This window comes from Melioribacteraceae bacterium 4301-Me (assembly GCA_041538185.1).
In the GTDB taxonomy this organism is placed as follows: Bacteria; Bacteroidota; Ignavibacteria; order Ignavibacteriales; family Melioribacteraceae; genus Pyranulibacter; species Pyranulibacter aquaticus.
The window spans coordinates 558,485-584,139 of the sequence record JBGORM010000001.1 but is presented as its reverse complement, the minus strand read 5'-3'; the positions used below and the strand labels follow the sequence as shown (position 1 = coordinate 584,139).

At 31.2% G+C, this 25,655-nt stretch carries 30 protein-coding genes and 1 tRNA gene; 17 read left to right on the top strand and 14 right to left on the bottom strand.

The window, feature by feature from the left end; all coding sequences use genetic code 11:
- Complete coding sequence (locus tag ABRY23_02540; GenBank protein ID MFA3781927.1) at window positions 1-1,257, bottom strand: putative sugar nucleotidyl transferase; 1,257 nt, start codon at window positions 1,255-1,257, stop codon at window positions 1-3.
- A gap of 110 nt (window positions 1,258-1,367) precedes the next feature.
- On the opposite strand from ABRY23_02540, the gene ABRY23_02535 reads away from it, so the two are divergent.
- The 9 genes from ABRY23_02535 (at window position 1,368) to ABRY23_02495 (ending at window position 8,547) form a co-directional block, all read left to right on the top strand.
- Window positions 1,368-2,111 (top strand): PASTA domain-containing protein, encoded by a 744-nt coding sequence (locus tag ABRY23_02535; protein MFA3781926.1) that lies wholly within the window; start codon window positions 1,368-1,370, stop codon window positions 2,109-2,111.
- A gap of 2 nt (window positions 2,112-2,113) precedes the next feature.
- Window positions 2,114-2,785 (top strand): ribulose-phosphate 3-epimerase, encoded by a 672-nt coding sequence (rpe, locus tag ABRY23_02530; GenBank protein ID MFA3781925.1) that lies wholly within the window; start codon window positions 2,114-2,116, stop codon window positions 2,783-2,785.
- Window positions 2,786-2,873: 88 nt separating this feature from the next.
- Window positions 2,874-4,055, top strand: coding sequence for a dihydropteroate synthase (gene folP, locus ABRY23_02525; protein MFA3781924.1), 1,182 nt, complete (start codon window positions 2,874-2,876; stop codon window positions 4,053-4,055).
- On the top strand, window positions 4,048-4,863 hold the full coding sequence (cdaA, locus tag ABRY23_02520) for a diadenylate cyclase CdaA (GenBank protein ID MFA3781923.1): 816 nt from the start codon (window positions 4,048-4,050) through the stop codon (window positions 4,861-4,863). Before folP ends, cdaA begins: the two co-directional genes overlap by 8 nt.
- Window positions 4,864-4,932: 69 nt before the next feature.
- A complete protein-coding gene (locus ABRY23_02515; GenBank protein ID MFA3781922.1) occupies window positions 4,933-5,610 on the top strand; it encodes a metal-dependent hydrolase in 678 nt (225 codons plus the stop codon).
- 24 nt (window positions 5,611-5,634) lie between these two features.
- Window positions 5,635-6,417, top strand: a complete 783-nt coding sequence (locus tag ABRY23_02510) for a ParA family protein (protein MFA3781921.1) — start codon at window positions 5,635-5,637, stop codon at window positions 6,415-6,417.
- A 5-nt stretch (window positions 6,418-6,422) separates the two neighbouring features.
- The gene (locus tag ABRY23_02505) at window positions 6,423-7,355 is read left to right on the top strand and encodes a ParB/RepB/Spo0J family partition protein (GenBank protein MFA3781920.1); all 933 of its coding nucleotides are present in this window, start codon (window positions 6,423-6,425) and stop codon (window positions 7,353-7,355) included.
- Between the two features lie 88 nt (window positions 7,356-7,443).
- Window positions 7,444-7,854, top strand: a complete 411-nt coding sequence (locus ABRY23_02500; GenBank protein ID MFA3781919.1) for a DUF5683 domain-containing protein — start codon at window positions 7,444-7,446, stop codon at window positions 7,852-7,854.
- A complete protein-coding gene (locus ABRY23_02495) occupies window positions 7,855-8,547 on the top strand; it encodes a YIP1 family protein (protein MFA3781918.1) in 693 nt (230 codons plus the stop codon).
- A 184-nt stretch (window positions 8,548-8,731) separates the two neighbouring features.
- Here ABRY23_02495 and ABRY23_02490 read toward each other — a convergent pair whose 3' ends face one another.
- Entirely contained in the window at window positions 8,732-9,673 is a 942-nt protein-coding gene (locus ABRY23_02490) for a hypothetical protein (GenBank protein MFA3781917.1), read from the bottom strand.
- 34 nt (window positions 9,674-9,707) lie between these two features.
- On the opposite strand from ABRY23_02490, the gene ABRY23_02485 reads away from it, so the two are divergent.
- From ABRY23_02485 to ftsY, 8 genes are all read left to right on the top strand, one after another.
- On the top strand, window positions 9,708-10,223 hold the full coding sequence (locus ABRY23_02485; protein MFA3781916.1) for a hypothetical protein: 516 nt from the start codon (window positions 9,708-9,710) through the stop codon (window positions 10,221-10,223).
- The gene (locus ABRY23_02480) at window positions 10,220-10,492 is read left to right on the top strand and encodes a hypothetical protein (protein ID MFA3781915.1); all 273 of its coding nucleotides are present in this window, start codon (window positions 10,220-10,222) and stop codon (window positions 10,490-10,492) included. Before ABRY23_02485 ends, ABRY23_02480 begins: the two co-directional genes overlap by 4 nt.
- Window positions 10,489-10,917: a type II 3-dehydroquinate dehydratase gene (locus ABRY23_02475; protein ID MFA3781914.1), complete on the top strand. Its 429-nt coding sequence runs from the start codon at window positions 10,489-10,491 to the stop codon at window positions 10,915-10,917. The genes ABRY23_02480 and ABRY23_02475 overlap by 4 nt, the downstream gene beginning before the upstream one ends.
- 175 nt (window positions 10,918-11,092) lie before the next feature.
- Complete coding sequence (locus tag ABRY23_02470; GenBank protein ID MFA3781913.1) at window positions 11,093-11,461, top strand: MerR family transcriptional regulator; 369 nt, start codon at window positions 11,093-11,095, stop codon at window positions 11,459-11,461.
- Window position 11,462: 1 nt separating this feature from the next.
- A tRNA-Pro gene (locus ABRY23_02465) sits at window positions 11,463-11,537 on the top strand.
- Between the two features lie 95 nt (window positions 11,538-11,632).
- Window positions 11,633-13,105, top strand: coding sequence for an amidophosphoribosyltransferase (gene purF, locus ABRY23_02460; GenBank protein MFA3781912.1), 1,473 nt, complete (start codon window positions 11,633-11,635; stop codon window positions 13,103-13,105).
- A 19-nt stretch (window positions 13,106-13,124) separates the two neighbouring features.
- Complete coding sequence (locus ABRY23_02455; protein ID MFA3781911.1) at window positions 13,125-13,721, top strand: CDP-alcohol phosphatidyltransferase family protein; 597 nt, start codon at window positions 13,125-13,127, stop codon at window positions 13,719-13,721.
- Complete coding sequence (gene ftsY / locus ABRY23_02450; protein MFA3781910.1) at window positions 13,684-14,619, top strand: signal recognition particle-docking protein FtsY; 936 nt, start codon at window positions 13,684-13,686, stop codon at window positions 14,617-14,619. The genes ABRY23_02455 and ftsY overlap by 38 nt, the downstream gene beginning before the upstream one ends.
- A 336-nt stretch (window positions 14,620-14,955) precedes the next feature.
- On the opposite strand, the gene ABRY23_02445 is transcribed toward ftsY, so the two are convergent.
- From ABRY23_02445 to ybeY, 12 genes are read right to left on the bottom strand one after another with little or no spacing between them, the layout of a single operon-like run.
- On the bottom strand, window positions 14,956-15,801 hold the full coding sequence (locus tag ABRY23_02445) for a 3-hydroxyacyl-CoA dehydrogenase family protein (GenBank protein ID MFA3781909.1): 846 nt from the start codon (window positions 15,799-15,801) through the stop codon (window positions 14,956-14,958).
- A 16-nt stretch (window positions 15,802-15,817) separates the two neighbouring features.
- Entirely contained in the window at window positions 15,818-16,999 is a 1,182-nt protein-coding gene (locus ABRY23_02440; GenBank protein ID MFA3781908.1) for an acetyl-CoA C-acyltransferase, read from the bottom strand.
- Between the two features lie 37 nt (window positions 17,000-17,036).
- Window positions 17,037-17,885 carry a stage 0 sporulation family protein gene (locus ABRY23_02435; protein MFA3781907.1) on the bottom strand — a complete coding sequence of 283 codons (849 nt, stop codon included), beginning with the start codon at window positions 17,883-17,885 and terminating at the stop codon, window positions 17,037-17,039.
- A gap of 1 nt (window position 17,886) precedes the next feature.
- Entirely contained in the window at window positions 17,887-19,002 is a 1,116-nt protein-coding gene (locus ABRY23_02430; protein MFA3781906.1) for an ATP-binding protein, read from the bottom strand.
- 14 nt (window positions 19,003-19,016) lie between these two features.
- Complete coding sequence (locus ABRY23_02425; GenBank protein ID MFA3781905.1) at window positions 19,017-19,247, bottom strand: DUF2795 domain-containing protein; 231 nt, start codon at window positions 19,245-19,247, stop codon at window positions 19,017-19,019.
- A 1-nt stretch (window position 19,248) separates the two neighbouring features.
- Window positions 19,249-20,202, bottom strand: a complete 954-nt coding sequence (locus ABRY23_02420) for a M23 family metallopeptidase (GenBank protein MFA3781904.1) — start codon at window positions 20,200-20,202, stop codon at window positions 19,249-19,251.
- A gap of 54 nt (window positions 20,203-20,256) precedes the next feature.
- Window positions 20,257-21,270 (bottom strand): HPr(Ser) kinase/phosphatase, encoded by a 1,014-nt coding sequence (hprK, locus tag ABRY23_02415; protein ID MFA3781903.1) that lies wholly within the window; start codon window positions 21,268-21,270, stop codon window positions 20,257-20,259.
- A complete protein-coding gene (hpf, locus tag ABRY23_02410) occupies window positions 21,267-21,569 on the bottom strand; it encodes a ribosome hibernation-promoting factor, HPF/YfiA family (protein ID MFA3781902.1) in 303 nt (100 codons plus the stop codon). Before hpf ends, hprK begins: the two co-directional genes overlap by 4 nt.
- A gap of 10 nt (window positions 21,570-21,579) precedes the next feature.
- The gene (locus ABRY23_02405) at window positions 21,580-22,494 is read right to left on the bottom strand and encodes a tyrosine-type recombinase/integrase (GenBank protein ID MFA3781901.1); all 915 of its coding nucleotides are present in this window, start codon (window positions 22,492-22,494) and stop codon (window positions 21,580-21,582) included.
- Window positions 22,495-22,524: 30 nt separating this feature from the next.
- Complete coding sequence (gene topA / locus ABRY23_02400; GenBank protein MFA3781900.1) at window positions 22,525-24,732, bottom strand: type I DNA topoisomerase; 2,208 nt, start codon at window positions 24,730-24,732, stop codon at window positions 22,525-22,527.
- An 11-nt stretch (window positions 24,733-24,743) separates the two neighbouring features.
- Window positions 24,744-25,202, bottom strand: coding sequence for a DUF494 family protein (locus tag ABRY23_02395; protein MFA3781899.1), 459 nt, complete (start codon window positions 25,200-25,202; stop codon window positions 24,744-24,746).
- A complete protein-coding gene (gene ybeY, locus ABRY23_02390) occupies window positions 25,199-25,648 on the bottom strand; it encodes an rRNA maturation RNase YbeY (protein MFA3781898.1) in 450 nt (149 codons plus the stop codon). The genes ABRY23_02395 and ybeY overlap by 4 nt, the downstream gene beginning before the upstream one ends.
- Between the last annotated feature and the right edge of the window lie 7 nt (window positions 25,649-25,655).

Genomic DNA, 25,655 nt, shown 5'->3' with positions numbered 1-25,655 from the left:
CTAAGCAATGTTCTTAAAAGATTTTCTTTCATCTTGAGTTAATTCATAAATTTTTTGGAATATCTTTTTATCAATTTGATTAAAGGTAATATTTCTTCTTGCCATAACAATCTCGGCAGTATGCATTGATTTATCTAAATCGTATGTTACAAATTCATTTGGTGAACCCCAAGCAAACGATGGAACAAATTTTGGCGGAAATCCTGAGCCGTAAATATTTGATGAAAACCCGACAACGGTGCCGGTGTTAAACATAGTATTTATACCCGTTTTAGAATGGTCGCCCATCATTAAACCTAAAAACTGCATTCCTGTATCCACAGATTTATTGTTGAGCAAAACTGAAACTTTACTATAATTATTCTTTAAGTCGCTTGATGTAGTATCAGCACCTAAATTTACAAAACTGCCAATATATGAATGCCCTAAAAAGCCATCGTGTTGTTTATTTGAATATGATTGAAAAATTGTATTCTCTATTTCTCCGCCAATTTTACAAACTTCGCCTATACTCGAATTAGCGTAGATAGATGCTTTCATTTTAATTAAAGAATTATCTCCAATAAAGGCGGGTCCTTCAATAGCAGCATGAGGCAAAATTTTTACATTACTGCCTATATAAACTGGTCCTTCGGATGCATCTATAACAACAGTTGGATAAATTACTGTATTAGCTCCTATAAAAATCTCCTTTTTGTTTATGAAATAAACGCCGTTGTATTTTTTATTAATATAATTCTTATTTTTTTTAGTAAGTACTTTATAATCTGCGGTTATTTGTTCACCGTTTACTTTGATTATATCCCAAATATAATTTAATAGCTTTGCTTTAATTCTCATTGATTTCAGTGATAATTCTTGAAAACTGAGAACACCTGGCATTTTTTCGAATATAAGATTAAAATTTTTTTTACTGATTTTAGCAGCTGCTACCGAATCTTCACAGTAATAAATTATATCTTCCTTTTGTTTCTTTAATTCCTGAACTATATCGTTAGTAATAAGAAGTCGACCATTAATAAAAATTATTTGGTCACCTTTAAGTTCATTAACATGGAATTTGGGATTTTCGTACTTCACTTTTTCAGATAAATATTCGCGGCAAAAAAGTATTTTGTCTTGAGTGTTAAAATGGCGAAAAATTTTTTCTTTAAGTTGAGATATCCCACATCTTAGGTTGTAAACAGGTCTATTGTAAACCAGGGGTAAAAAGTTAAAAAATTTGTCGTCTTCAAAAACACATACACTATTATTCATTTTTAGCCCTCCAATTAATTTTAGCTTTTTACATATAAGTAAATTCGTAATAAAATTTGATTAAATCGACAATTTTTGTGAATAAATCTTCTATTTAATATATTTGATTTATGAAAAGACCGCTAAAAAAACTTTTTTTCTATGCATTAGGTGCTTTAATTACCATAACGGTAATTTTAGTTATTTTAGATGATATTGTCATGCCTTATTATGTTAGCGGCAAAATATACACTGTACCAAATGTAGTAGGATTAAATAAGAATGTTGCTATTACTAAACTTAAAGAATTGAATTTAAATCCCATTATTCAATCAGCCCGCTATGATGAAAAATATTCAAAAGATGAGGTTATTTTTCAAAAACCATTTGCGGGCACATTAGTTAAGGCAAATAGGAGGATATACCTAACAATAAGCGGGGGAGAGCCTCAAATCCAAATGCCGCTATTGGTAAATAAATCCTTAAGAGATGCAAAAATTACTCTCGAAAGAATTGGATTGAAGTTGGGAAAAGTTGACAGTGTAACCTCAGAACTCCCAGTTAACACAATTGTTGAACAACAATACCCTGAAGGAAAAAGCTTATCTAAAGGCGATAGTGTTAATGTTAAAATTAGTATTGGTCCTAACTTAGGAATGATTAGAGTACCAAACATTTTAGGCAAATCGTTAGAAGAAGCAGCGAGAATTTTGAAACAAAACTCGTTAAAAGTTGGCAAAACCACTTACATTTATTCTTCTACATTATTACCTAACACTGTCGTAGATCAGCAGCCATCAGAAAGCACCTTAGTTTCGGTAGGCGATAGTGTGAATGTTGTTTTAACTCAATCAAAAGTAAATGACCCGAATTAAAAATGAAAGCAAAAAAAATTTTAGCTCCATCAATTTTATCTGCAGATTTTAGAAATTTATCACAGCAAATAAGATATGTTGAATTAGGAGGGGCTGATTGGATTCATTGCGATATTATGGATGGGAAATTTGTGCCCAATATTTCATTTGGTCCAATGATAGTTTCAGCTGTAAGAAGAATTACAAATTTGTTTATCGATGTACATTTAATGATTAAAGAGCCTGATAATTTTTTAGAGGATTTTGCTAAGGCTGGCGCAAATTGTATTTCTGTTCATCAAGAAGAAGTAGTTCATCTGCACAGAACAATAACAAAAATACATGAATTAAATTGTAAAGCGGGAGTTGTGGTTAACCCGGCTACGCCTCTAAATACATTAGAAAATATCTTGGAATATGTTGATTTGGTATTAATTATGTCAGTAAATCCTGGTTTTGGTGGGCAGACATTTATTGAATCAACTCTTAAAAAAATAAAACAGTTAAAAAAGATTCGTTCAGAAAATAAACTTGATTTCTTAATAGAAGTAGATGGAGGCATAGACAAAAAAAATATAAAATCAATTTCAAATTCTGGATGTGATGTGTTCGTTGCAGGTTCATCAATCTTTAATTCAGATAATATTTCTGCTGCAACTATTGAGTTAAAAAATATTATAGTTGCCCAAGACTAATCATTTCTTTGCTAAATTTTCATTAATTTTTTGTAAAATTTTAAGTATAATTTTAGAGTCAAGTTAAAAAATAATTTGGGGCATAATTTTGACAGTTCAGCTAATAGACATTTTTTACACAAACGTCTTCAAAAGATATAGCGTTAAGTACAATATTTTCAGAGAACTTTATGAGAAGGATTTGCTTGCTTTAGAAATTAGAAACGTTAAATTATCACTTGCTCAAAAAGTAAAAAAAATAATTCTTTCCAACAAAGAAATCTGTTATACTGCAGATACTTTTAATAACGATTATGTAGACTTATTGGCAATTGGTTCAATAAGCATATTTAAAGAATTAGCTAAAGAAATATTAGCTATTGGTAATGAAGATTTAGGATTCAAGATTACAAGAACGATAAAAAATTTTACTGAATATGAAAATCAAATTATAGAAGTTGGAGGAAAAACTTTCCCTGCTAAATGTTCTTTAGTTATGGGTATAGTTAATGTTACACCGGATTCATTTTCAGATGGTGGTAAGTATTTTGATAAAAATAAAGCTCTTGCCTACTCTTTACAATTATTAGAGGATGGTGCTGATATTATAGATATTGGAGGTGAATCAACCCGACCGGGTTCTGAACCAATCTCTGCTGAAGAAGAACTGAAAAGAGTAATTCCAGTAATTGAATCTGTGATTTCTAAAAAACCAGACGCAATTATTTCAATAGATACTAATAAATCGATTGTCGCTGAAGAGGCATGTAAATGTGGTGCTAAAATTATTAACGACACAAGTTCTTTTAGTTTTGATGAAAAAATTTTATCTGTAGTTCAAAAGTATAAAGCAGCTCTAATTTTAATGCATATGAAAGGAACCCCTAAAAATATGCAAGAAAATCCTTATTACGACGAGGTAGTTTCAGAGATTTACGACTATTTAGTTGATAAAGTTAATATTGCTGTTAAAGAAGGAATAAAAAATATATTTATTGATCCTGGCATAGGATTCGGCAAAAGAATATTTGATAATTATGAAATCATAAAACGGTTAAATGAATTTAAGGGCATTGGTTTTCCTATTGTAATTGGACTTTCTAGAAAATCTTTCATTGGAAAAGCGTTCAACTTAGAAGTAGATAAAAGGGAAGAACCAACCTTTGCTGCTGAAACTATTGCAATTAAAAATGGGGCTAAAATAATTAGGACTCACAACGTAAAAAATGCTAAAGTTGCAAGTAAAATGAATTATTTCATAGAAAATCCAGAACAATTACAGAATGTTTGAACTTTTTAAAATCGGCTTTATTACAGTCTCTTTACTAGATGTTATTGATATCGCACTAGTTACTTTTATATTTTATAAACTCTACTCTGTAATTCGCGGAACAATAGCAGCTCAAATTTTTTATGGATTAGTGATAGTACTAATACTTTCTTTCATCGCACAAGCGGCTAATCTTAAAGCAGTTGGCTGGTTATTAAAATTAATCTCCGATATCTGGGTAATTGCATTTATTATTCTTTTTCAACCTGAGATACGCAGATTACTTGTATTAGTAGGCAGAAGTCCGCTTCTTAGAATATTTATAAAAAACGATGAAACGGGATTAACTGATATTATCACAGAAACAGCTTTTGAACTTGCACAGCATCAGCATGGTGCATTAATGGTTATTGTAAGGTCTGTTGGAATTAGAGGAATAGCTGAAACTGGAGAAATATTAAATGCAAGAATAAGTAAAAGCTTGTTGCGCACTATTTTTTTTCCGCGTTCACCTTTACACGATGGTGCTGTTATAATCCATAACAATCTTATTGAAGCTGCAAGATGCACACTGCCACTTTCGTCTGTAATGAGTATAGATGGTATTTCATTGGGAATGAGACATCGCGCCGGGTTAGGTATAAGTGAGCAAGCGGATGTGATTAGTATTATTGTTTCGGAGGAGACTGGCAGCATATCTATTGCTGAAGCAGGCAAATTAAAAAGAGGGCTATCAAAAGAAACACTTAGAAATTATTTGTCAAGCAGTTTTTCTTCAGAACTCAAAGGAATTAAAGGTATATTTGAGCAACTAAAAAAGAATAGATAAATTTACATGGTTAATTGATTATTTTGACATTTAACTCAAAATTTTTTTGAAAAAGAAAGAGGTGATAAGATGAAGCTAAAATATTTTTCACACTCTGCTTTTCAGATATCAACCGAAAAAAACATTTCTATTTTGATTGACCCATTTTTTGAGGGAAACCCTAATTCCCCAGTAAAAGAATCAGAAGTTTCGGCTGACTATATTATCTTAACACATGCACACGGCGATCACATTGGTGATTCATTTAAAATTGCTAAGCGCTGTAATTCTACTTTTATTTGTGTGAACGAATTAGCAAACTATTGTGCAAGCAAAGGTTTTAAGGCTCATAATATGCATATTGGCGGTAGTCATAATTTTGACTTTGGAAAAGTTAAATTTACAATTGCTCATCATGGCTCAGTAACACCTGATGGCGTTTATGGTGGTGAAGCAGCCGGCGTTCTACTCTTTATTGAAAATAAAATTTTGTATCATTGCGGCGATACAGGTCTATTTTATGACATGAAATTAATAGGTGAAATGAACCCAGTTGATTATATGCTTGTACCAATAGGTGATAATTTTACTATGGGAATAGACGACGCGGTTAAAGCAGTCCAGCTTGTAAATCCTGCTACTGTAATTCCAATGCATTACAACACATTCCCTGTTATAAGTGCAGATCCATATGAATTTAAAAAGAAGATTGAGGCGACCGGGAAAAAATGTATTATTCTTAATTATAATCAAGAGATAGAACTTTAATTTTACTTAAACAATTATAACTGAATGACAAAAAAAATTGTTATAGCCAATCAAAAAGGCGGAGTAGGTAAAACTACTACCGCTATTAATCTTTCTGCTTCGGTAGCAGCAGCAGAATTTAAAACCCTTTTAATTGACATTGACCCTCAAGCTAATTCTACAAGTGGTATCGGAATTGATAAACCAGAAAAATCTGTTTATGAAGTTTTAATTGGTCTTGAAAAAGCTGAGAGCTGCATCTTAAGTTCATATATGCCTTTTTTAGATATTTTACCTTCAACAATAAACTTAGTAGGTGCAGAAGTCGAAATAGTAAACCTTGAAGGAAGAGAATATTTACTTAAGAATGCTCTGGAGTCAATAGATAATAAATATGATTTTATTTTTATTGATTGTCCGCCGTCACTTGGACTTTTAACTCTTAATGCATTGACTTATGCTGATTCAGTTTTAATCCCTGTTCAATGTGAGTATTTTGCTTTGGAAGGATTGGGACAATTGCTCAACACTATCAATATTGTAAAAAGAAACTCTAATCCTACTCTATCGATTGAAGGTGTGCTTTTAACCATGTTTGATGTAAGACTTAGATTATCTCACCAAGTAGTTAGTGAGGTAAAGAAGTATTTTGGAGATAAAGTATTTGAGACTGTAATTCATCGAAACATAAGAATATCCGAAGCGCCAAGCTACGGAAAACCGGTAATTTTGTACGATGCGAGTTCCACTGGCGCTCAAAATTATATCTCACTTGCCTCTGAACTAATTAAAAAAAATAATTTAGAACCAAGAGGGGTTAAAAATTGAGTAAAATGAAACCTGGATTGGGTAGAGGTCTGGACGCATTGATTAATCCAACTGCAAATAAAACTGATTCACCTATAGCAATTTCAATCAAAGAAATCCAAGCAGATGATGGGAAATCAATTGACTACTTAGCTAAGATACCAATTGATAAAATATTGCCTAACCCGTTTCAACCAAGAACTGAATTTGACCAAGATGCACTTGATGAACTAAAAAAATCTATTCTACAAAATGGATTAATACAACCAATAACCGTTAGAAGAAACGAACAGAACGGTTATGAACTTATTTCTGGTGAAAGAAGATTAAGGGCATGCAAGGAAATTGGTTACAAAGAAATTCCAGCCTACATTATAAAAGTTGATAGCAAAGAAGCAATGCTTGCCCTTTCTCTTATCGAAAACATTCAGAGAGAGAAGCTTAATCCAATTGAAATTGCCAACGCATATAAAAGATTAATGGATGAATGTAATTTAACTCAAGAAGAAATTGCAGCAAAAGTTGGAAAAGATAGAACAACTATAACTAATACAATTCGTTTACTTAAACTCCCTAAAGAAATTCAGCAAGCGATTATTTCAAACTCTATATCTATGGGACATGCTCGTGCTTTGATAAATTTACCTAACGAGACCCTGCAAATTGAATTAATGAATAAAATAATTAAAAAAAACCTTTCAGTTAGAAAAGTTGAAGAGTTTGTAAGAACATTCACAGAAAAAATAAACGAGGTAAATAAGAACAAAAATATACAGCATACTAATGCTAATGTTTCACAGCAATACTTAGAAGAAAAACTGCAAAAAATATTAGGCACAAAAGTCAAATGTAGCCAGAACAAAAAAGGTTCTGGTAAAATAATTGTTGAATTTTATTCAAATGAAGAATTAGAACGATTGTTAGAACTATTTGAACTTATCGATAAAACATATAATTAGAATATTGGTCTTTCAATTAATATTTATATCAATTTGCTATTCCCAGACCGCAAAATCAGATACATTACTTACCAAGAGTGATACCGTAATGTTTGTAATGCAAAAATCAGCATGGGGTGCTGTTTTACGTAGTGCTTTAGTGCCTGGCTTAGGACAATTTTACACTGAAAAATATTGGAAAATACCAGTTATTTGGGGATTTTTAGGGTATTTTACATATCAATGGTTTAATACAAACAACTCTTACAAATATTATAGGGACTTATACTTACAAAGCTTAACAAGTGATCCGAATGGAAATACTGGGTATAAAAATCTGAGAGAATTTTACAAAGACCAAAGGGATTTATTTGCGGTCTATATTGGTCTCACTTACTTTTTGAATTTAGTAGATGCCTATGTAGATGCGCATCTATTTGATTTTGATGTTTCGAAAAATGTCGCCTTAAATAATCTTGTGTTCCGAGTTAAAATCAATTTTAACAGCATTGTGAGATAAATGAAAAACACTATTGAATGCATCAATTGCAAAGAAGAGAATCCATTATACAGATTAACATGTCTAAAGTGCAATTCATTTTTAAGGTCACGCATTTATAACATCAATCTCTTTCAAACAATAGCAGAGTTATTTGAATCTCCAGTAAGTACTTTTAAAAATATTATTTATTCGGACCATAAAAATTTTATTATTTGGCTAACAATACTGATGAGTATAAAATTTGCCCTTATCTCATTTCAAGTGAAGAACATTTTTACAGAGGGAAAATATTCTATAACAGTACTCTTTACAAGTTCTTTCTCTTCTTTGTTAATATTCGCAGCTTTTTTAATATTGATTGCTTTGCTTATTACAATATTGAACTACGTACTTGGTTTAAAAACAAGGTTTAAGGATAATTATTCTATCTACATTTACTCTTTTGTTCCTCAAATAATAAGTTTAATAATTTTATTCCCTGTTGAAATAGCTTTATATAGAGAATATTGGTTTACTTTTAACCCGTCACCATTTGTTATAAAACCAACTGTAACTTACTTTCTATTTGCTATTGAAGGAATAATGATTGCTTGGAGTCTGTTGCTTTTGATATTTGCCACTTATGCACAAAGCCGAAATAAATTGTATTCAACATTAGTCGGCTTAATAATAGGACTTGCTTATTTTTTAACCATCATACTTACGTTGTAAGCTTAAACCCAAAAAATTCATTGAAATGGATTTCGATAACTAAGCCACTGCTTGTCATTGGCTTACATGTAAGGGTTAGCTCCGACAAGCTGTGGATGTTTTATGCGAATCCAGCACTTCGTGCTGAGAATTCACTATGTTGTGGTATGGCATAATAGTTATTATTACTACTCATCTAACTTATTTAACCCACTTTAGTTACATCAATCCCCAAAAAATATTTTATAATTGTACCGTATCTTAATCCTCTCGTACTCACATAAATTTTTTGGATTCTCAGTAAGTTCATAGAAGATTTTAAAATAATTGCACCAGTTAATAAAACATCCTCTCTGCCATTGACAACTTCCCCAAATTTATTTTTTATTTCTTTTGGTGTCAGATCTTTTAATGTTTCTACTATACTAATTATATCATTAATGGTTAACGTTGATCCTTCAATTTTGCTCTCTATGTGTACTCTTAAATTCTGTTTAATGGCAGACAAAGTTGTCGGTGTGCCGGCTACAGCTAATGTTTTAGCACTGCTTTTAAAAACTTTTAGGGAATCTAATTTCAAGAAATTTTTAACGTATTCTTCCATTAAATAATAATCTAATTTTAATGTATACTTATCTATGAACTTTTCAGTTAGAGTCACAACCCCAATATTAAAACTTTTCTTGTATAGAATTTTTTCTCTATTTCCACAAATTATCTCTGTGCTTCCTCCACCAATATCGATAACATTTATAAATTTATCATTCTGAAAAGGGAAGGCTGCACCTAAAAAAGAAAGCTTTGCTTCTTCATCTCCTGAAATAATTATTACATCCCACCCGAATAACTCTTTTACTTTCTGTAATATTGCAGAAGAATTGGCAGCAATTCTTAATGCAAAAGTTCCAGTAACAACTACCTTTTCACATTTATGATTTTTAATAATAATAGCATATTCTCTTAAGACATCAATAAGTCTGTTAACGGCAGCATCTTGAATTATTCCATTTGCATCAATTTCTTTACTAATTCGAGGTATTCTATAATAATTAGCAATAGGAATAAGAAAAGGTTGACTATCAAGTTCTAATTTAGCAATTAAAAGCAAGACGGTATTCGAACCTATATCAATTGAAGCAACAATCATTTTTTTTTCCTATTTTTTCAAAAACAAATTTAATATGAATGACCTTAAAATAACCGCAAAAATTTTCTATTACTTAACTGCTTTATCTTTTTGTCTTTGGATTGGCGGTTACGTAGGAAAACTATTAACAATATTTCGCCTGTTTGAACCAGAAACAATGGCATTAAAAAGTTATTTTCAAGTATCAGAATTATCTCAAGCTATGAGTTTACTATTACCACTAATTATTTATAATTTAATAACATACGCTGCATCTCTTATATGTTTTTTAGTATTTCTTGTTACTTCTAAATTTAATCTCAAAAACGAAGGATGGCTTTTTATTATAACAGTCATCATTCTTATTACCTTACCTTTTGAAGTTTATCTTTCCAAATTGGATTATAATTTTGTCATTAAAGTGCTATCTAATAATTATAATGTCAATGAAATAATAGAAATTTTACGACAAAGAATAATAAAATTAGGAAGCTTTCCTTTAATTGAAGTATTCGCTTATTTTGCTGCATTAAGTTTGTTTCTCTTTAAACCATTTCGTAAAACGCTATGAAGATTAAAGAAAAAGAGTTTGAAAACATATTGCAAGATTTAAAATCATTAGCCAAAGAAATGGGAGCAATAGTTAGGTTCGAAAGGGGAGATTTTAAAGGCGGATACTGCATTATCAAAGAAAACAAAATGATTGTAATCAATAAATTGAGTAATACACAAAGGAAAGTTATGACATTAGCTGCTGCATTGAACGAACTTGGGGTTGACAAAATTTATTTGCCTCCAAAACTTCGAGAAATAATAGAAGAAATGGGAGATAATACGTGAAAATATTAGTAATTAATGGACCTAATTTAAATTTATTAGATAAACGAAATCCTGACATATATGGTAAAATAAACTTAGAAAAAATAGAAACTGAGGTCCGCAAAGAATTTCCTGATATTGAATTTGAATTTATTCAAAGTAATTCTGAAGGTGATATCATTAACTCAATACAACAATCTGAAAAAAAATTTGATGGCTTAATAATTAACCCCGGCGGTTATGCTCATACTTCAGTTGCAATTAGAGATGCTTTAGAAATTTGTAACCTACCTAAAATTGAAGTTCATTTATCAAATTTATCATCGCGTGAAGACTTTAGGCAAAAGTTGTTAACCGCTTCTAAATGCAATGGCTATATTTCAGGGTTTCAAGCTAACAGTTACTTGGCTGCAGTGTTTTTACTTAAGAAAATAATTAATGCATAAGAAAAATATCTATTGAATACTATATTTGCAGTTATTTGTTGAATTTAGATTTTTGAATAATAGCTAAAAAAATAAGTTGTTAATAAGTCTCAATTAGCAATTTAAGTACATCGATAATCTTGCTTATTTTACTAACATTACTTAACTTTTATTAAGTAACATTTGAGCTAATATTATGAAAGATTTTGGATTAAAAAAACTGTATTACTCAATTAGTGAAGTAAGCAAACTTACTGGTCTTGAACAATATATTCTAAGGTATTGGGAAACAGAATTTGACCAGTTAAAGCCAGGCAAAAACAGAGCAGGTAATAGAATATACACTAATAAGGATATTAAATTAATTTTACAGATTAAAAAACTCCTGAGGGAAGAAAAATATACTATTGAAGGTGCTAAAAAAATACTGAACTCAACTGGTGAGGTATTTTCAACAGACAAAAAGGAGCAAGAAGAAGCAGAGCAAAATAAAGAACCACGTTCTCTTAAAACAGACTTAGAAGAAATAAGAAGTTTTTTAATTGAATTAAAATCATTGCTGTAGACGGAACGTAGCGCAGCCCGGGTAGCGCACTACCTTGGGGTGGTAGGGGTCGCGGGTTCAAATCCCGCCGTTCCGACATATGTCTACCTTTTGGTAGATAAGACTAAAAAAGGCACATTGGGATATGTGCCTTTTTTGTTTTATTTTCGTTTACAAAAAATTTTTTAAAAAATGACCGATAAACCAAAATGTAACTGCGGGATATTTGGCATCAGTGGTTCAAATACTGCTGCAATTAATACTTATTATGGATTGCATGCATTGCAACACCGTGGACAAGAAGCTGCTGGTATCGTTAGTTCTTATAAAAGCAAAAATGGTAAAAATACATTTGCTGTACACAAAAATTTAGGATTGGTATCTGAAGTTTTTTCTGACTCATCAGTTTTCGAGACTAAACTAATTGGTAGTTCTGCTATAGGTCATAATAGGTATTCTACTACAGGAGCATCTGACTCAATTAAAAATATACAGCCTTTCGTTGTTAATTATCGGCTAGGAAATATAGCAATAGCACATAATGGTAATTTAACAAATGCAAAAGAATTGAGGGAACAACTCATAAAAGAAGGGGCTATTTTTCAGACTACTAGTGATACAGAAGTCATTTTGCATTTAATTGCCAGGAGTAAATTAGAAAACCAAGTTGAGCAAATTAAAGAAGCATTTAGTCAAGTAAAAGGCGCTTACAGTATTGTTCTTTTGACTGACGATAAATTAATTGGTATACGAGATCCAAATGGTTTTCGACCCTTATGCATTGGCAAGTTAAATGGCTCCTACATTATCACTTCTGAAACTTGCGCACTTGATATCAATGCAGCTGAATACATTCGTGATGTTGAACCGGGTGAAATGGTCGTTATTGAACATGGGAATGATAATAACTTAAGCCTAAATTCCTATAGAATTTCTGACAACACAACACAGATTAAGCACTGTATCTTTGAATACATATATTTCTCTAGACCTGATAGTAAAATATTTGGTTCGAATGTTGATAAACTTAGAAGAAAATTAGGCAAGATTTTAGCCGAAAAACATCCAGTTTATGACCCAGATGGTGAAAAGGTAATTGTGATAAGTGTACCTGACAGTTCTAATACTGCAGCTTTAGGTTATCAAACTCAGCTGTTAAAAATGGGAATTCCATCAAGACTTGAAATCGGTTTAATAAGAAGTCACTATATTGGCCGAACTTTTATTTTACCAGGACAGAAAAAAAGAGAAATTGGTGTTCGTATTAAGTTTAATACTGTAAAAGGCGTACTTGAAAACAATACGGTAGTTCTCGTCGATGATTCAATAGTGCGCGGAACAACTTCTAAACAGTTGGTAAAACTTCTTAAAGAAGCAAAACCTAAATCGATTCATATTAGAATTTCATCACCACCTATTATTAGTCCATGCTATTACGGAATGGATTTCCCTTCTAAAGAAGAACTAATTGCTTATAAATATAAAAGTAATATCGAAGAAATTCGGAAGTATTTAGAAGTCGATAGCTTACATTATTTAAGCATCGAAGAAATGTTAGAAGCAATGATTGATCATCAACCTAAGAATTTCTGTACCGCTTGTTTTACTGGGAATTATCCTGTTCCAGTAAATTTAGGAATATCAAAAGAAGTCTACGAAGATTAATGAAGTCAAGTATAAAAGTATGAGACCTCAGTTAAAGATAATCACTGTTTCGAATATAATAAGCTTTATAAGACTTTTAATTGCTTTCCCATTATTATTCCTATTTAAAGACAATAATACATTTAATTCTTACAGAATATTAATTGTATTCTTGCTAATTATAGCTTTTATAACTGACGTAATGGATGGTTATTTAGCCAGAAAGAGAGGGGAGGTAACAGAGTTTGGCAAAATTATTGACCCTGTAGCAGATAAAGTCTTAGTTTTTGTAATTGTGTTCAGTCTTTTTCTATTACATGAACTTCCAAATTACCTGTTTTGGGTAATACTCTTAAGAGATTTACTTATTTTGATTGGTGGTATTATTTTTAGCTTAAAGCTAAAGAAAGTTTTGCCATCAAATTTAATTGGTAAAATAACCGTTTTCATTATTGGTTTTCTGTTAATGACAATTATATTAGGTATTGATAAAGAACTATGGGTTTACAAGTATTTGATTTATCTAAGCATATTGTTTTCAATTATATCAGTATTAGCATATTTAATCCGTGCTATTGAGGCAATTAAGTGGAGCAAAAATGAATCTGACAAAATCACTGAGTTTTATAAAAATTAAAAATGGACTAGCAAGAACTAAAGAAAAATTAATTGGCAGAATAAATGAAATATTTAACAGAAAAGATATTACTACCGAAGAAGCACTAGAAAATATCGAAGAGATTTTAATAAGCAGTGATGTTGGTGTTGAATTAACCGAAGCAATTATTGATAAAATGCGTTCATCTTTAAAGAATAATAAAAATATTTCTTTTGAAGATATAAAAGAGTTACTCAAATCAAAATTAACAGAGATTCTAACTTTATCGGGCAATAAAAATGAAAAAGAGTTCGATTTAAGCCAAAAGCCTTATGTTATTTTGATTAGCGGAGTTAATGGCGTTGGTAAGACAACTACTATTGGTAAATTAGCTTACAATTTCAAAATAAAAGGTTATAATGTAATAATAGGTGCAGCGGATACCTTTAGAGCAGCTGCAAACGAGCAATTAGAAATATGGGCAAAACGGGCGAACGTAGAAATCATACAAGGTAAAGCTGGTGCGGATCCTTCTTCTATCGCTTTTACAACTATACAAGAAGCAATAAAAAATAATTATGATATTGTGCTCTTAGATACAGCTGGAAGGTTGCATACTAAGGTAAATTTAATGCAAGAACTTCAGAAAATGAATAAAACTATAAATAAAATTTTACCATATGCTCCCAATGAAACCTTTTTAGTTATTGATGCAACTACAGGTCAAAATGCATTAGCTCAAGTTTCCGAATTTAGTAAGTATATTTCAATAAGCGGGTTAATAATTAATAAGTTAGATGGAACTGCTAAAGGCGGTGTCATTTTTAGAATATGTCATGAAAACAAAATACCTGTTAAATACCTTGGTACAGGTGAGAAAATTGATGATTTACAAGAATTTAATTCTGAGGAGTTTGTTACAGCATTATTTGAATGACTTAAAGAGAAACAAATTTGAGTATTAACATGTTTATGAAAAGACCTAAGCATAAAGTTTTTGACTATCAGCCACGTTTTTATAAGCCAGAAGAAGATAAAACTGAATTAAGAAAGAAGAGATTAAAATTTAGGTATGTTAGAAAAGTTCATCAAAAGAGAAGGACAGCGTTGTATTGGTTAGTCATGTTAATTCTTATTTTCTACATATATCTTAAGCTGTCACATATTTTATAGAAGAATTTACTTTAGTTTACATAATATACATTATGTGTAAAGTTTGTGTAACCTTGAATATTATAAAAAAAACAAAAGTATTGTATAAAAAACATGGGATTTATTTGTACTTATAAAATCCTTCGCCACTTTTTCTGCCTAATTTGCCAGCAGCTACCATTTTCTTAAGCAATGGACAAGGTCGATATTTCGAATCATTAAAACCGTTGTAAAGAACTTCCATAATGTTAAGGCAAACGTCTAAACCAATAAAATCAGCTAATGTTAGTGGTCCCATAGGATGGTTCATTCCTAACTTCATGACTGTGTCAATATCTTCAATGCTTGCTACACCTTCATATAAAGCAAAAATTGCTTCATTTATCATGGGCATAAGAACTCTATTCGATATGAATCCTGGATAATCTTTAACCTCAACAGGTTGTTTGTTTATCTTAATTACGATTTCTTTAATAGTTTGGAATGTCTCTTCAGATGTACTGTAACCACGAATTATTTCAACAAGTTTCATAACTGGCACTGGATTCATAAAGTGCATGCCTATAAATTTTTCTGCACGGCAGACAGAAGACAATTCAGTAATTGAAATAGACGATGTATTTGAAGCAAATATAGAATTTTTATCAACTATTTCTTCTAATTTTTTGAAAACTTGTAACTTAGCTTCTTTGTTTTCATAAATAGCTTCTATAATTAATTCAGTATCATTTAATATATTTTCTAATCCTATAACTGGTGTAATGTTATTTAATGTAGCTTTTTTTTGTGATTCGGTAATAATATTTTTATTTAACTGCCTATCTAAATTATTTTGAATAATATTTAACGCATTTTGTAATAATGAATTACTCATATCAATTAATTGAACACTATATCCATTAAGTGCAAAAACATGGGCAATACCATTACCCATTGTACCAGCACCAATTACAGCAACTTTTTTGATATTCATGGAATAAACCTCATCCTTTGTAATTTTTGACAATTAACGCTGAAGCTTCACCACCACCAATACATAATGAAGCTATCCCTAAATTTAATTGCCTTCTTCTTAACTCATAAATTAATGTTGTAAGAATTCTTGCTCCGCTTGCTCCAATTGGATGCCCAAGAGCAACTGCACCACCATTGACATTAACCTTACTTGCATCCAAACCCAACAATTTATTAACAGCTAAGGACACTACAGCAAACGCTTCATTTATTTCAAATAAATCTATTTGGTCAATTTTCAAATTTGCCTTTTTTATTACTTTACTTATTGCATCGGCTGGCGCAGTTGGGAATTCAATAGGTGCTTTAGCAGCAGAGGCTTGCTCTACAATTTCAACCAAGGGCGTTAAACCAAGTTCTTTAGCTTTTTTTTCAGTCATTACTAACAGAGCAGCTGCTCCGTCATTAATCTTCGATGAATTTGCAGCAGTTACAATACCATCCTTTTCAAATGCAGGTGCTAATAAAGAGATTTTATCAAACTTTACTTTCTTAGGCTCTTCGTCTTCTTTAACAATAACTTTTTCTTTTTTAGTTAGAATTTCAACTTCGGTAATTTCTTCATCGAATTTATGATTCTTTTGAGCTTCTAATGCCCTTCTATAAGATTCTATCGCAAATTCATCAACCATTTGTCGAGTAAAATTAAAATCTTTTGCACATGCCTCAGCACAGCTACCCATGTGAATATTATTATAAACATCCCATAAGCCATCAACAATCATGTGGTCAATTAACTTAGAATTACCAAGTCGATATCCCTTTCTTGCTTCGGTTAATAAATATGGTGCATTAGACATGCTTTCCATACCGCCTGCAATTACTACTTCAGCGTCACCACATTTAATTGCCTGATGAGCTAACATAACAGCTTTCAATCCACTTCCGCACATTTTGTTTATTGTCAGGCATTCGGTCTTATTAGGCAAACCAGCAAATAATGCTGCCTGCCTTGCTGGTGCTTGTCCTACACCAGCAGATAAAACATTACCCATTATTACTTCATCAACTATTTCAGGGTTGATTTTAGTTGTTTTTAAAATATCCTTTATTACAATACTACCTAGTTGTGTTACAGATAATGAGGAAAGTTCTCCTAAGAAAGACCCAACAGGAGTACGTTTAGCAGCAACAATTACTACTTTTTGCATTTCATATCTCCATATAAAAATTAAAGGACAAAATTATCTATTCAATCTCGAACGATAAGCAACATTTTAATTTTCCACATGGACCGCTGAGCTTACCCATAGATGACAAAAGATTTTGTTCATTAGCTAATTGTGTAGTGATTTTTTTGAAGTTGCATAAAAAAGATGTACAGCAGTATTCTCTCCCGCATGTGCCAATCCCACCAATCCTTTTCGCTTCATCTCGTACTCCTACCTGTCTTAATTCAATTCTTGTCTTAAAAATTGAAGCTAAGTCTTTAGCTAATTCTCTAAAGTCTACGCGTCCATCTGCTGTATAAAAAAAGAATAATCTTTTCCTATCAAATTGGAAATGAATACTTACCAATTTCATCTCTAGACCAAACTTGGCTGTACTTTCCTTGAAAACTTTTATGGCTTTTTGTTCATCAATGCGATTTTTGTTAATCCTTTCCAAATCATCTTTGTTAATTTTACGAATCACAGTTGGAAGAGGTTCGCCAAAAAGTTCATAATGTTGTCGTTTAATTTTAACTAATTCGCCAATCAATTTTACTTGAGCAATCTCTAAAAAATCATCGAAGCTTACAATTATAAAATCACCGGAAGAAACCTTGTTAATTAGTTCAGGTGGGACTTCACAATAGTTTGTACTCAACAGTCCTTCAGAACTAACTTCAATAATGTTTCTTGTGTCTATAGGCACTCTCATCTGCTTTTCAACTTCTGATGAGAGACAAGCACTAACATTATGATAATTTGAGTGAAGTTTGTTCGTAATAATATCCTTAAAACAATTGTTACATTCCGTTTGAATAATATCAAGTTGAGGAGGGGTATAATCGGATTCTTCTGCTTTAAGGAAAGATAAATCTATGTAATACACTTTATTTCCCTATTGTAATTGCTGCTATTTCAAATATAAGACATAAAGATATGATATTCAAGCTAACATTTTTATCTATTAATTCTTTAAGTCTTTCGAGATTGGTTATAACGTTTGGTATATCAACAGAATTAAACTTGTTATTGAACTTTTCAATAGTATCTAAAAAGTCTTTGAAATAATAATTATCGTAAGATGATTTATTTTTATATGTATCGTCGAACCATTTTATAATTAAATCAATTATCATTTTCAATAAAGCATTAGAGAAGTCGTTTGTGATTTCTTTAAGAGCATTATAAGCTGTAAAATATCTTTTCCCGAGTGAATATCTAAGAATTTGTATAGTGGTTTCCAATAGTTTCTCAAAATCATTTTCAATAAGTTGAAGTGCTTTATAGACGGAGCCGTCTGCAAATTTAGAAACGTGGGTCGAAATTTGCCTATCAATTTTGAAGAATTTCTGCAGTATAATTTCAATGTCATTAGGCTGAAGAGGCTCAAAATCAACCTGCCAGCACCGAGATAAGATAGTTGGCAGCAATTTATTTTTATCTGAAGTCAATAAAATAAAAACTATGCCTTCTGGGGGTTCTTCCAAACTTTTCAAGAGAGCATTTTGTGCTTCCTCGTTCATCAAATGAGCTTCTAAAATAATAATTATTCTTTTATTAACATCTGCATAATTAAAAGCGATAAACCTTTTAATATCTCTAATGCTGTTTATTTTAATAGAGTTAGCGTTTTCAATAGTTATTTTGTGATAAAGATTATCTCTTTTTTTTTGCAGTTCTAAATTTATTGTTTCTAACACGTCATCACTTAATTTTTCAGTTGGTGAGTCATCACCAGTTTCATTTTTGCCTCTGGGCAACGGCATTACAAGTTTTACATAAGGTTCAAAGAAGGAATTAATTTTTGAAATAACAGCATCAGCATTTTTAGTGTTGGTGTTGCTATTAAGGATTTTTGCAAATTGGATTGCTGTGTTAAATTTTCCCACACCTTCTGGTCCAAAAAATAAAAAGGCGTGTGGTACACGCCCTGAGTTATAGATACTCTGCAAAATATTCTTTGCTGTATTTTGATTTACAATTTCATTAAAAAAGTCTTGCATTTAAGAGCTCGATATTACGATTTATATTCATCATCGTCGCTATAAAAGAAATCTTCGTCACTTGGATAATCTGGCCATATATCCTCTATTGTTTCATATGGCTCATCAGAATCTTCGAGCTCTTGCAAGTTTTCAATAACTTCAATAGGAGCGCCTATTCTTTCGGCATAATCTATTAATTCTTCTTTTGTAGCTGGCCAAGGAGCGTCATCAAGATAAGACGCTAATTCAACGGTCCAAATCATATTACTTCATCTCCTTAGAATTATCGTTCTTTTTAACTATATCAAAAATATTAATATCATCATACATAAAATTACGTGGGTCTAATGGTATACCGTTATGTCTAACTTCATAATGTAGATGTGGTCCTGTTGATAATTTACCAGAATTACCAGACAATGCAATTACATCACCTCTTTTCACGTTTTGGTTTAGTTTAACTAAAATTTGGGAAAGATGCCCATAAATTGTCGTGTAACCAAAACCATGGTCAATTTCGAGAGTAAGACCAGTCCCACCTCTACGACCAACAAATGAAACTTTTCCTGCACCGGGCGCATAAACTTTGGTGCCAATGTCAACAACAATATCTTGTCCATCGTGCATCCTTTTTATTTTTAATATTGGATGCATCCTAAGTCCAAAAGAATCTCCAAAAAAACCGCCAACTACAGGTTTTAGCGCCGGTATTGCCGCATAAAGTTTCTCATTTGATTTTAATGTTTCTTTAACTTCATTAAAACTTTCTTTTTCTAATGTTACTTTAGCGTTCAATTGAGCAACATAAGAAGAAATATTATTTAATAATTCTTTAATGTCAGAAGGAGTTGTAGGATCAAAATCCGAAAAAATATTACCACCAATACCAATAAGTGAATCTTCATTGTTAAACGGTTCTAAATTGGCTAAAAGCCTAAGTTCATTATTACGCTTAAATAAATTATCTACTTGAGTACTTAGCTGCTTGTACTTTTCTAACAGCGATCTGAAATCATCTTTTAATTGATTATTTTTTCTTTGTAATGATTTGACTTCCCAATCGGGATTTACATACTCGTTGTAAACTAAGAACGTACCGAAGACCAAAAATGAAATCAAAAAAGAGAAAAACAAGACTAAAAACAAAAACTTACGGTAAAAGTCCTTAATTTCAACGAATTTAAGCTTAGCTTTTGAAAAGTAGTAAAATTTTTTCATATCAAATTCGGTTGCGAAGATAATAAAAGCACTTTATTCAGTCAAGCTAATTTACTATTCAAAATCGTGCTCAAAATAGTCAACCACTCTATCTACACTATTCATTTTTTGGCGAATTCTGTAATTCAGCCTTCTTTTAAATACCTGTGCAGCATCATAACCATAATGTCTCAACAAATAATTTAGTGCAATAACTTCTGAGATAACCGTTATATTTTTGCCTGGTACTATTGGAAGTTTAATATATGGTATTTCTACATCTAATAGTGTTTGCTTAGTGCCGTCAAGACCAGTACGAGTATAATCGCCGTTTTCATCCCAAATCTCAAGTTCTACAATAATCTCCAATCTTTTTTGAAATCTAATTGCTCTTACTCCAAACATACTTCTAATATCAATTATTCCTATTCCACGAACTTCCATGAAATGTTTTACAAGGTCAGTACCCGCACCCATTAAAATTCCCTCTCCCTTTTTCGTTAATATCACAACATCATCAGCAACTAATCTATGTCCTCTTTCAACCAAGTCAAGTGCCACTTCGCTTTTGCCAATTCCAGATTTACCAATAAAGAGCATACCTACTCCATACACATCTACGAAAGAACCATGGACGGATAATCGAGGTGCGAATTGGTCATCTAAAAAATCACTTACTAAAAAGATAAGTTTTGTAGTAGGAAAAGATGTACCAAAAATAGGGACCTTGTATTTAGATGCTAATTCCAGCATTTCATTTAATGGTTTATTGTTATCAGTTAAGATTAGGCATGGGATATCAAACTTAAAAATATTCTCTAACGCTTTTTTTCTTTTAGAAGATGTTAATCGATTTAAATACCTCATCTCTGTATTGCCAAAGACTTGCACGCGATTGTAAGAGTATAAATCGACAAAGCCAGCAAGTGCAAGACCAGGTCTATGAAGATTTTGGTCATTAATTATCCTTTTAAGTCCATCTTTTTGATTAAGCAGCTTTAAATTAAATCTATCTTTAGTATGCTTATAAAAAAATTCTACATTAATACTATCCTTTTTAATAATATTTTTTTCATCTACGGTTATCATCTGGTTTTCGCCAATTTTTTTGTTTTCTCTTTTCTTAATTGACGTTCTAATTTATTTCTAGCATCAATTACAGACTTTTTAAAATCGTCTGTTGATGAACTTACCGAAAGTAGTTTGCCAGGAATTTGTGCATTAATTTCAACTGTCTTTATGCTGTCTTTTATATGAGTGAAACTTAAGATTACATCTACATCTAATATTTGATCATTTAATTTTTCCAGCGATTTTAAACTTTTGGTTATGTAACTTTTTAATGAGTCTTTTGCACGAAATTTACGAGATGTTATTTGAATGTTCATATTGTCTCCTTTAAGATTTTGGATGAGCTTTTTTATAAGTGCTTTTTAATCTCTCAATACTAACGTGGGTATATATTTGAGTAGTAGACAAATTTTCATGCCCCAAAATTTCTTTGACTGCAATAAGATCAGCTCCATTGTCTAACATATGCGTTGCTGCACTATGTCTTAGTACATGTGGACTTTTCTTTTCTATATCACTTACCTTTGAAATATATTTTTTAACAATGTAATAAACGACAAAACGATTTAGTCTTTTTCCTTTTTTATCTGTAAATAATGGCAAAGCAGAAAGATTATGCGGCTCGACTAATAATTTCTTTTGTTCCAAATATTGTTGAAGCACCGAAATAGATTTTTCACCTAATGGAACTATTCTCACTTTATTACCTTTACCTAAAATGCGAATAGATTTAGAAGCAAAGTCAATATCATTAATGTTTAATGAACACAATTCCGAAACGCGTAAAGCACATCCATAGAGTAGTTCAAAAATTGCCTTTAGCTTAATTGCTTCCTCAAATTCAATTTCTTTGTCTATCAATCTATAAATTTCTAAAAAAGAGTCAATAGTTAAATGACTTGGTAATTTTCTAACAACTTTAGGATTTGAAATATCTGATATTGGATTGCTTTCTAAAAAACTATTTTTTACCAAAAAATTAAAGAATTTTCTAATACTCGATAACTTTCTAGAAATTGAATTTTTAGATATGTTCAAAGAATTTAGTTGTACTAAAAATCTTCTAATTACTTTATGATTTATTTGGGATAATTTATTGATTTTGTTAGTTTGACAAAATTCAAGAAGTTGTTTAATATCGTTTGAATATGCCTGTATAGTATTTTCTGAAACTCTGCTAATGCCGGATAAGTCAACTAAAAACATATTGAGCAGTTGTTCAAAATTCTTTATGCTTTTCATCTGCTTTACTCATTTACATAGCTAAAAAAATTAGACATTATTTTCATCTGCAACTTCTTCTTTTGGCAATTTCCAAGTAGCATAATCACATTCTGGATAGCGATTGCACCCGTAAAAAATTTTCCCCCGTTTTGTTTTTTTGACCGTAAGTTCACCTTCTTTACATTTAGGACATTGAATACCAGTAGTAATTACCTTCGTAAAATCACACTCTGGATATCTTTCACAACCAATAAATCTACCGTATTTCCCTTCTCTAAAAACAGTACGAGCACCACATTTTGGGCACTTTTCTCCGGTGAATTCCGGTTCTGAGTTGTTTTCTGAAAGTTCTTTAAGCGACTTAATATTTTTACACTTTGGATAGTTCGTGCATGCAAGAAATTTCCCATATCTTCCAATTTTTATTTCCATATCTGCACCGCATATCTCACATTTCGGCTTTTCAATTTTTGATTCAACCTCTTGTAACGTTTTTGAAAAAGGTTCGTAAAAATCTCTCAAAACTCTTTCATACTCCATGTTCCCATCTGCAATCGTATCAAGCTCATCTTCCATCTTAGCTGTAAAATCAACATCTATAATATTTGGAAAGTTTTCAACTAATATTTTGTTGACTTTTTTACCGAGTTTTGTGGGTATTAATTTTTTATCAATTTGTTCAACATAATTTCTTTCTATGATTGTGCTCATTATAAGAGCATAAGTACTTGGTCTGCCTATACCTTTACTTTCAAGTTCCTTAATTAAGGAACTTTCTGTGTACCTTGCAGGTGGTTTAGTAAAAGATTGAATTTTCTTTAATTCCTTTAATTGCAATTCTTGATTTCTATAAAGACCAATTGGTAATTGCCCATTCTCGTTAGCGTTATTACCATTACTGTCTTCAGAGGATTCATCATAAATTGCAAGAAAGCCTGGGAATTGAATTGCGGTACCAGATGCACGAAAAATAAATTCATCAGCTTTGATAAAAACGGTAGTAACTTCTAAAACAGCCGATTCCATTTGACAAGCAATAAATCGTTTCCATATTAGTTCATATAATTTGTATTGATCGTTTGACAAAAAAGGCTTTACATATTCAGGTGTGTATTTTAATGATGTGGGACGAATAGCTTCATGAGCATCTTGAACATGTTTTTTATTTTTCTGTTCATAGTTTCTTGGTCTTGCAGGAAGGTGATTTTTGCCAAAATTATGTTCGATAAAACTTCTCGCTTCATAAATTATTTCTTCGCTTAATCGAGTAGAGTCAGTTCTCATGTAAGTAATTAATCCTGTGGGCCCTTCTTTACCAAGTTCAATTCCTTCATACAAATTTTGTGCTAACATCATTGTTTTTTTAGGTCTAAAACCTAATTTTCTTGAAGCTTCTACTTGCAGTGTACTTGTAATGAAAGGTGGGAAAGGATTTCTTTTGTTTTCTTTTTTAGTTATATCACTTATAACAAATTTATTTTTTGATTCTATTTTAGTAGCAATCTCTTTAGCTAATGATTCTGTGTTAATTGCAAAATTATTTTTAAGAAATTCTTTCCAATCTTCTTCGGTCATTTCAGGTTTCGGCTGAACTTTAAGCTGCTTACCCTCCATTTCGTAAAGTTTAGCGGAGAATTCCTTGCCGTCTTCTGTCATGAACTGTGCAATAAGATTCCAATATTCGGTAGGTACGAACTTCTCAATCTCCTCTTCGCGTTCACAAACAAGCCTAAGTGCAACCGATTGCACTCTACCGGCCGAGAGTGAACCACTATCTACAACAGCTTTCCAAAGGAAAGGACTAATTTTATAGCCAATTATACGGTCCATTACGCGTCGTGCGCGTTGAGAATTAACAAGATTAATATTAATTTCTTTCGGATTCTCAATAGCAGCTTTAACGGAATGTTTGGTTATTTCGTTAAATAATACCCTCTTAATTTTCGCATTTGTCTTGCCATTAATTAAATCGGCAATATCTTGAGCTATTGCCTCCCCTTCCCTATCAGGGTCAGTTGCTATAAATACAGTATTTGATTTAGATGCGAGTTCTTTTATTTTTTTTATAATATCTCCTTTGCCCCGTATGTTCAATAATGATGGACGAAACCCATTCTCAATATCCACACCTAATTTTGTTTTAGGAAGATTCTTTAAATGGCCGACTGTTGCTTCGACAATAAAGTCTTTACCTAAATATTTGTTGATAGTCTTAGCTTTAGATGGAGATTCCACCAAAATCAAATTTTTGTTCATAAACAATCCTTTTAATTAATAGTATCGGAAGAATACAATAGCACCCTGCTACCTGGTAGTATTTCAGAATTAAAGTCAACAAGAGACAAAAGTATTATCCAATTGATCTCACTTTTAGTAATCTGTGTTTCTGGGAACATCATTACTTGCTCTAAAATTGTCTCGACATTTTTAGAATCAATTAAGCCAACGTTTATTAAATGGAGCAAGTAATTATAATTTTCGAGTCCTAAAATTTCCCTTTCTTCTTCACTTAATATCCTCAAGTCCTCGCTTCTCTTATTTTTTGCTTTATTTTCAAATGTCTTTTTTGTTAGCACTTTATCGAATATCAGGCTAAAAGCAACACTCACAGTCTTTTGATCAAATTTCTTTTCTTTTAAAAGAATTTTATTCACCTCTTCCAAAGAGTAATTATTATTTAATCCTTCTAAAATTTTTGTTAGCACTTCAACAATTTTCGATGTCATTCTGTTTCAATTAAATTTTGTAAATATTTTTTATTGATATTTATTAATTTATCTTCATAAGACTTCATGATGATTCTCTTTTTACTATTTTGGTCGTCAAAACCTAACAAATGTAAAACTCCGTGAATAATTAATCTTGCAATCTCTTCATTTAAGTCAACTTTATATTTTTTAGCATTTTTTTTAGCTTCATCAATACTTATTAAAATTTCGCCGTCAAAATTATTACTTTCTTTAGAATAATTAAAGGTTATAACATCAGTAAAATAATTATGACCTAAAAACTTTTTATTGATAGCAAGTATTTGTTCGTTATTTACAAAATTTATAGATAAATAACTAATGAAAAAATTAAGATGGATTTTTAATCGACCTATCAATAGATGGATGTTGGATTTGTTAATTTTGTATTGTTTTTCTGCATAAACAGATAAGCCTTTAATCATAATATCA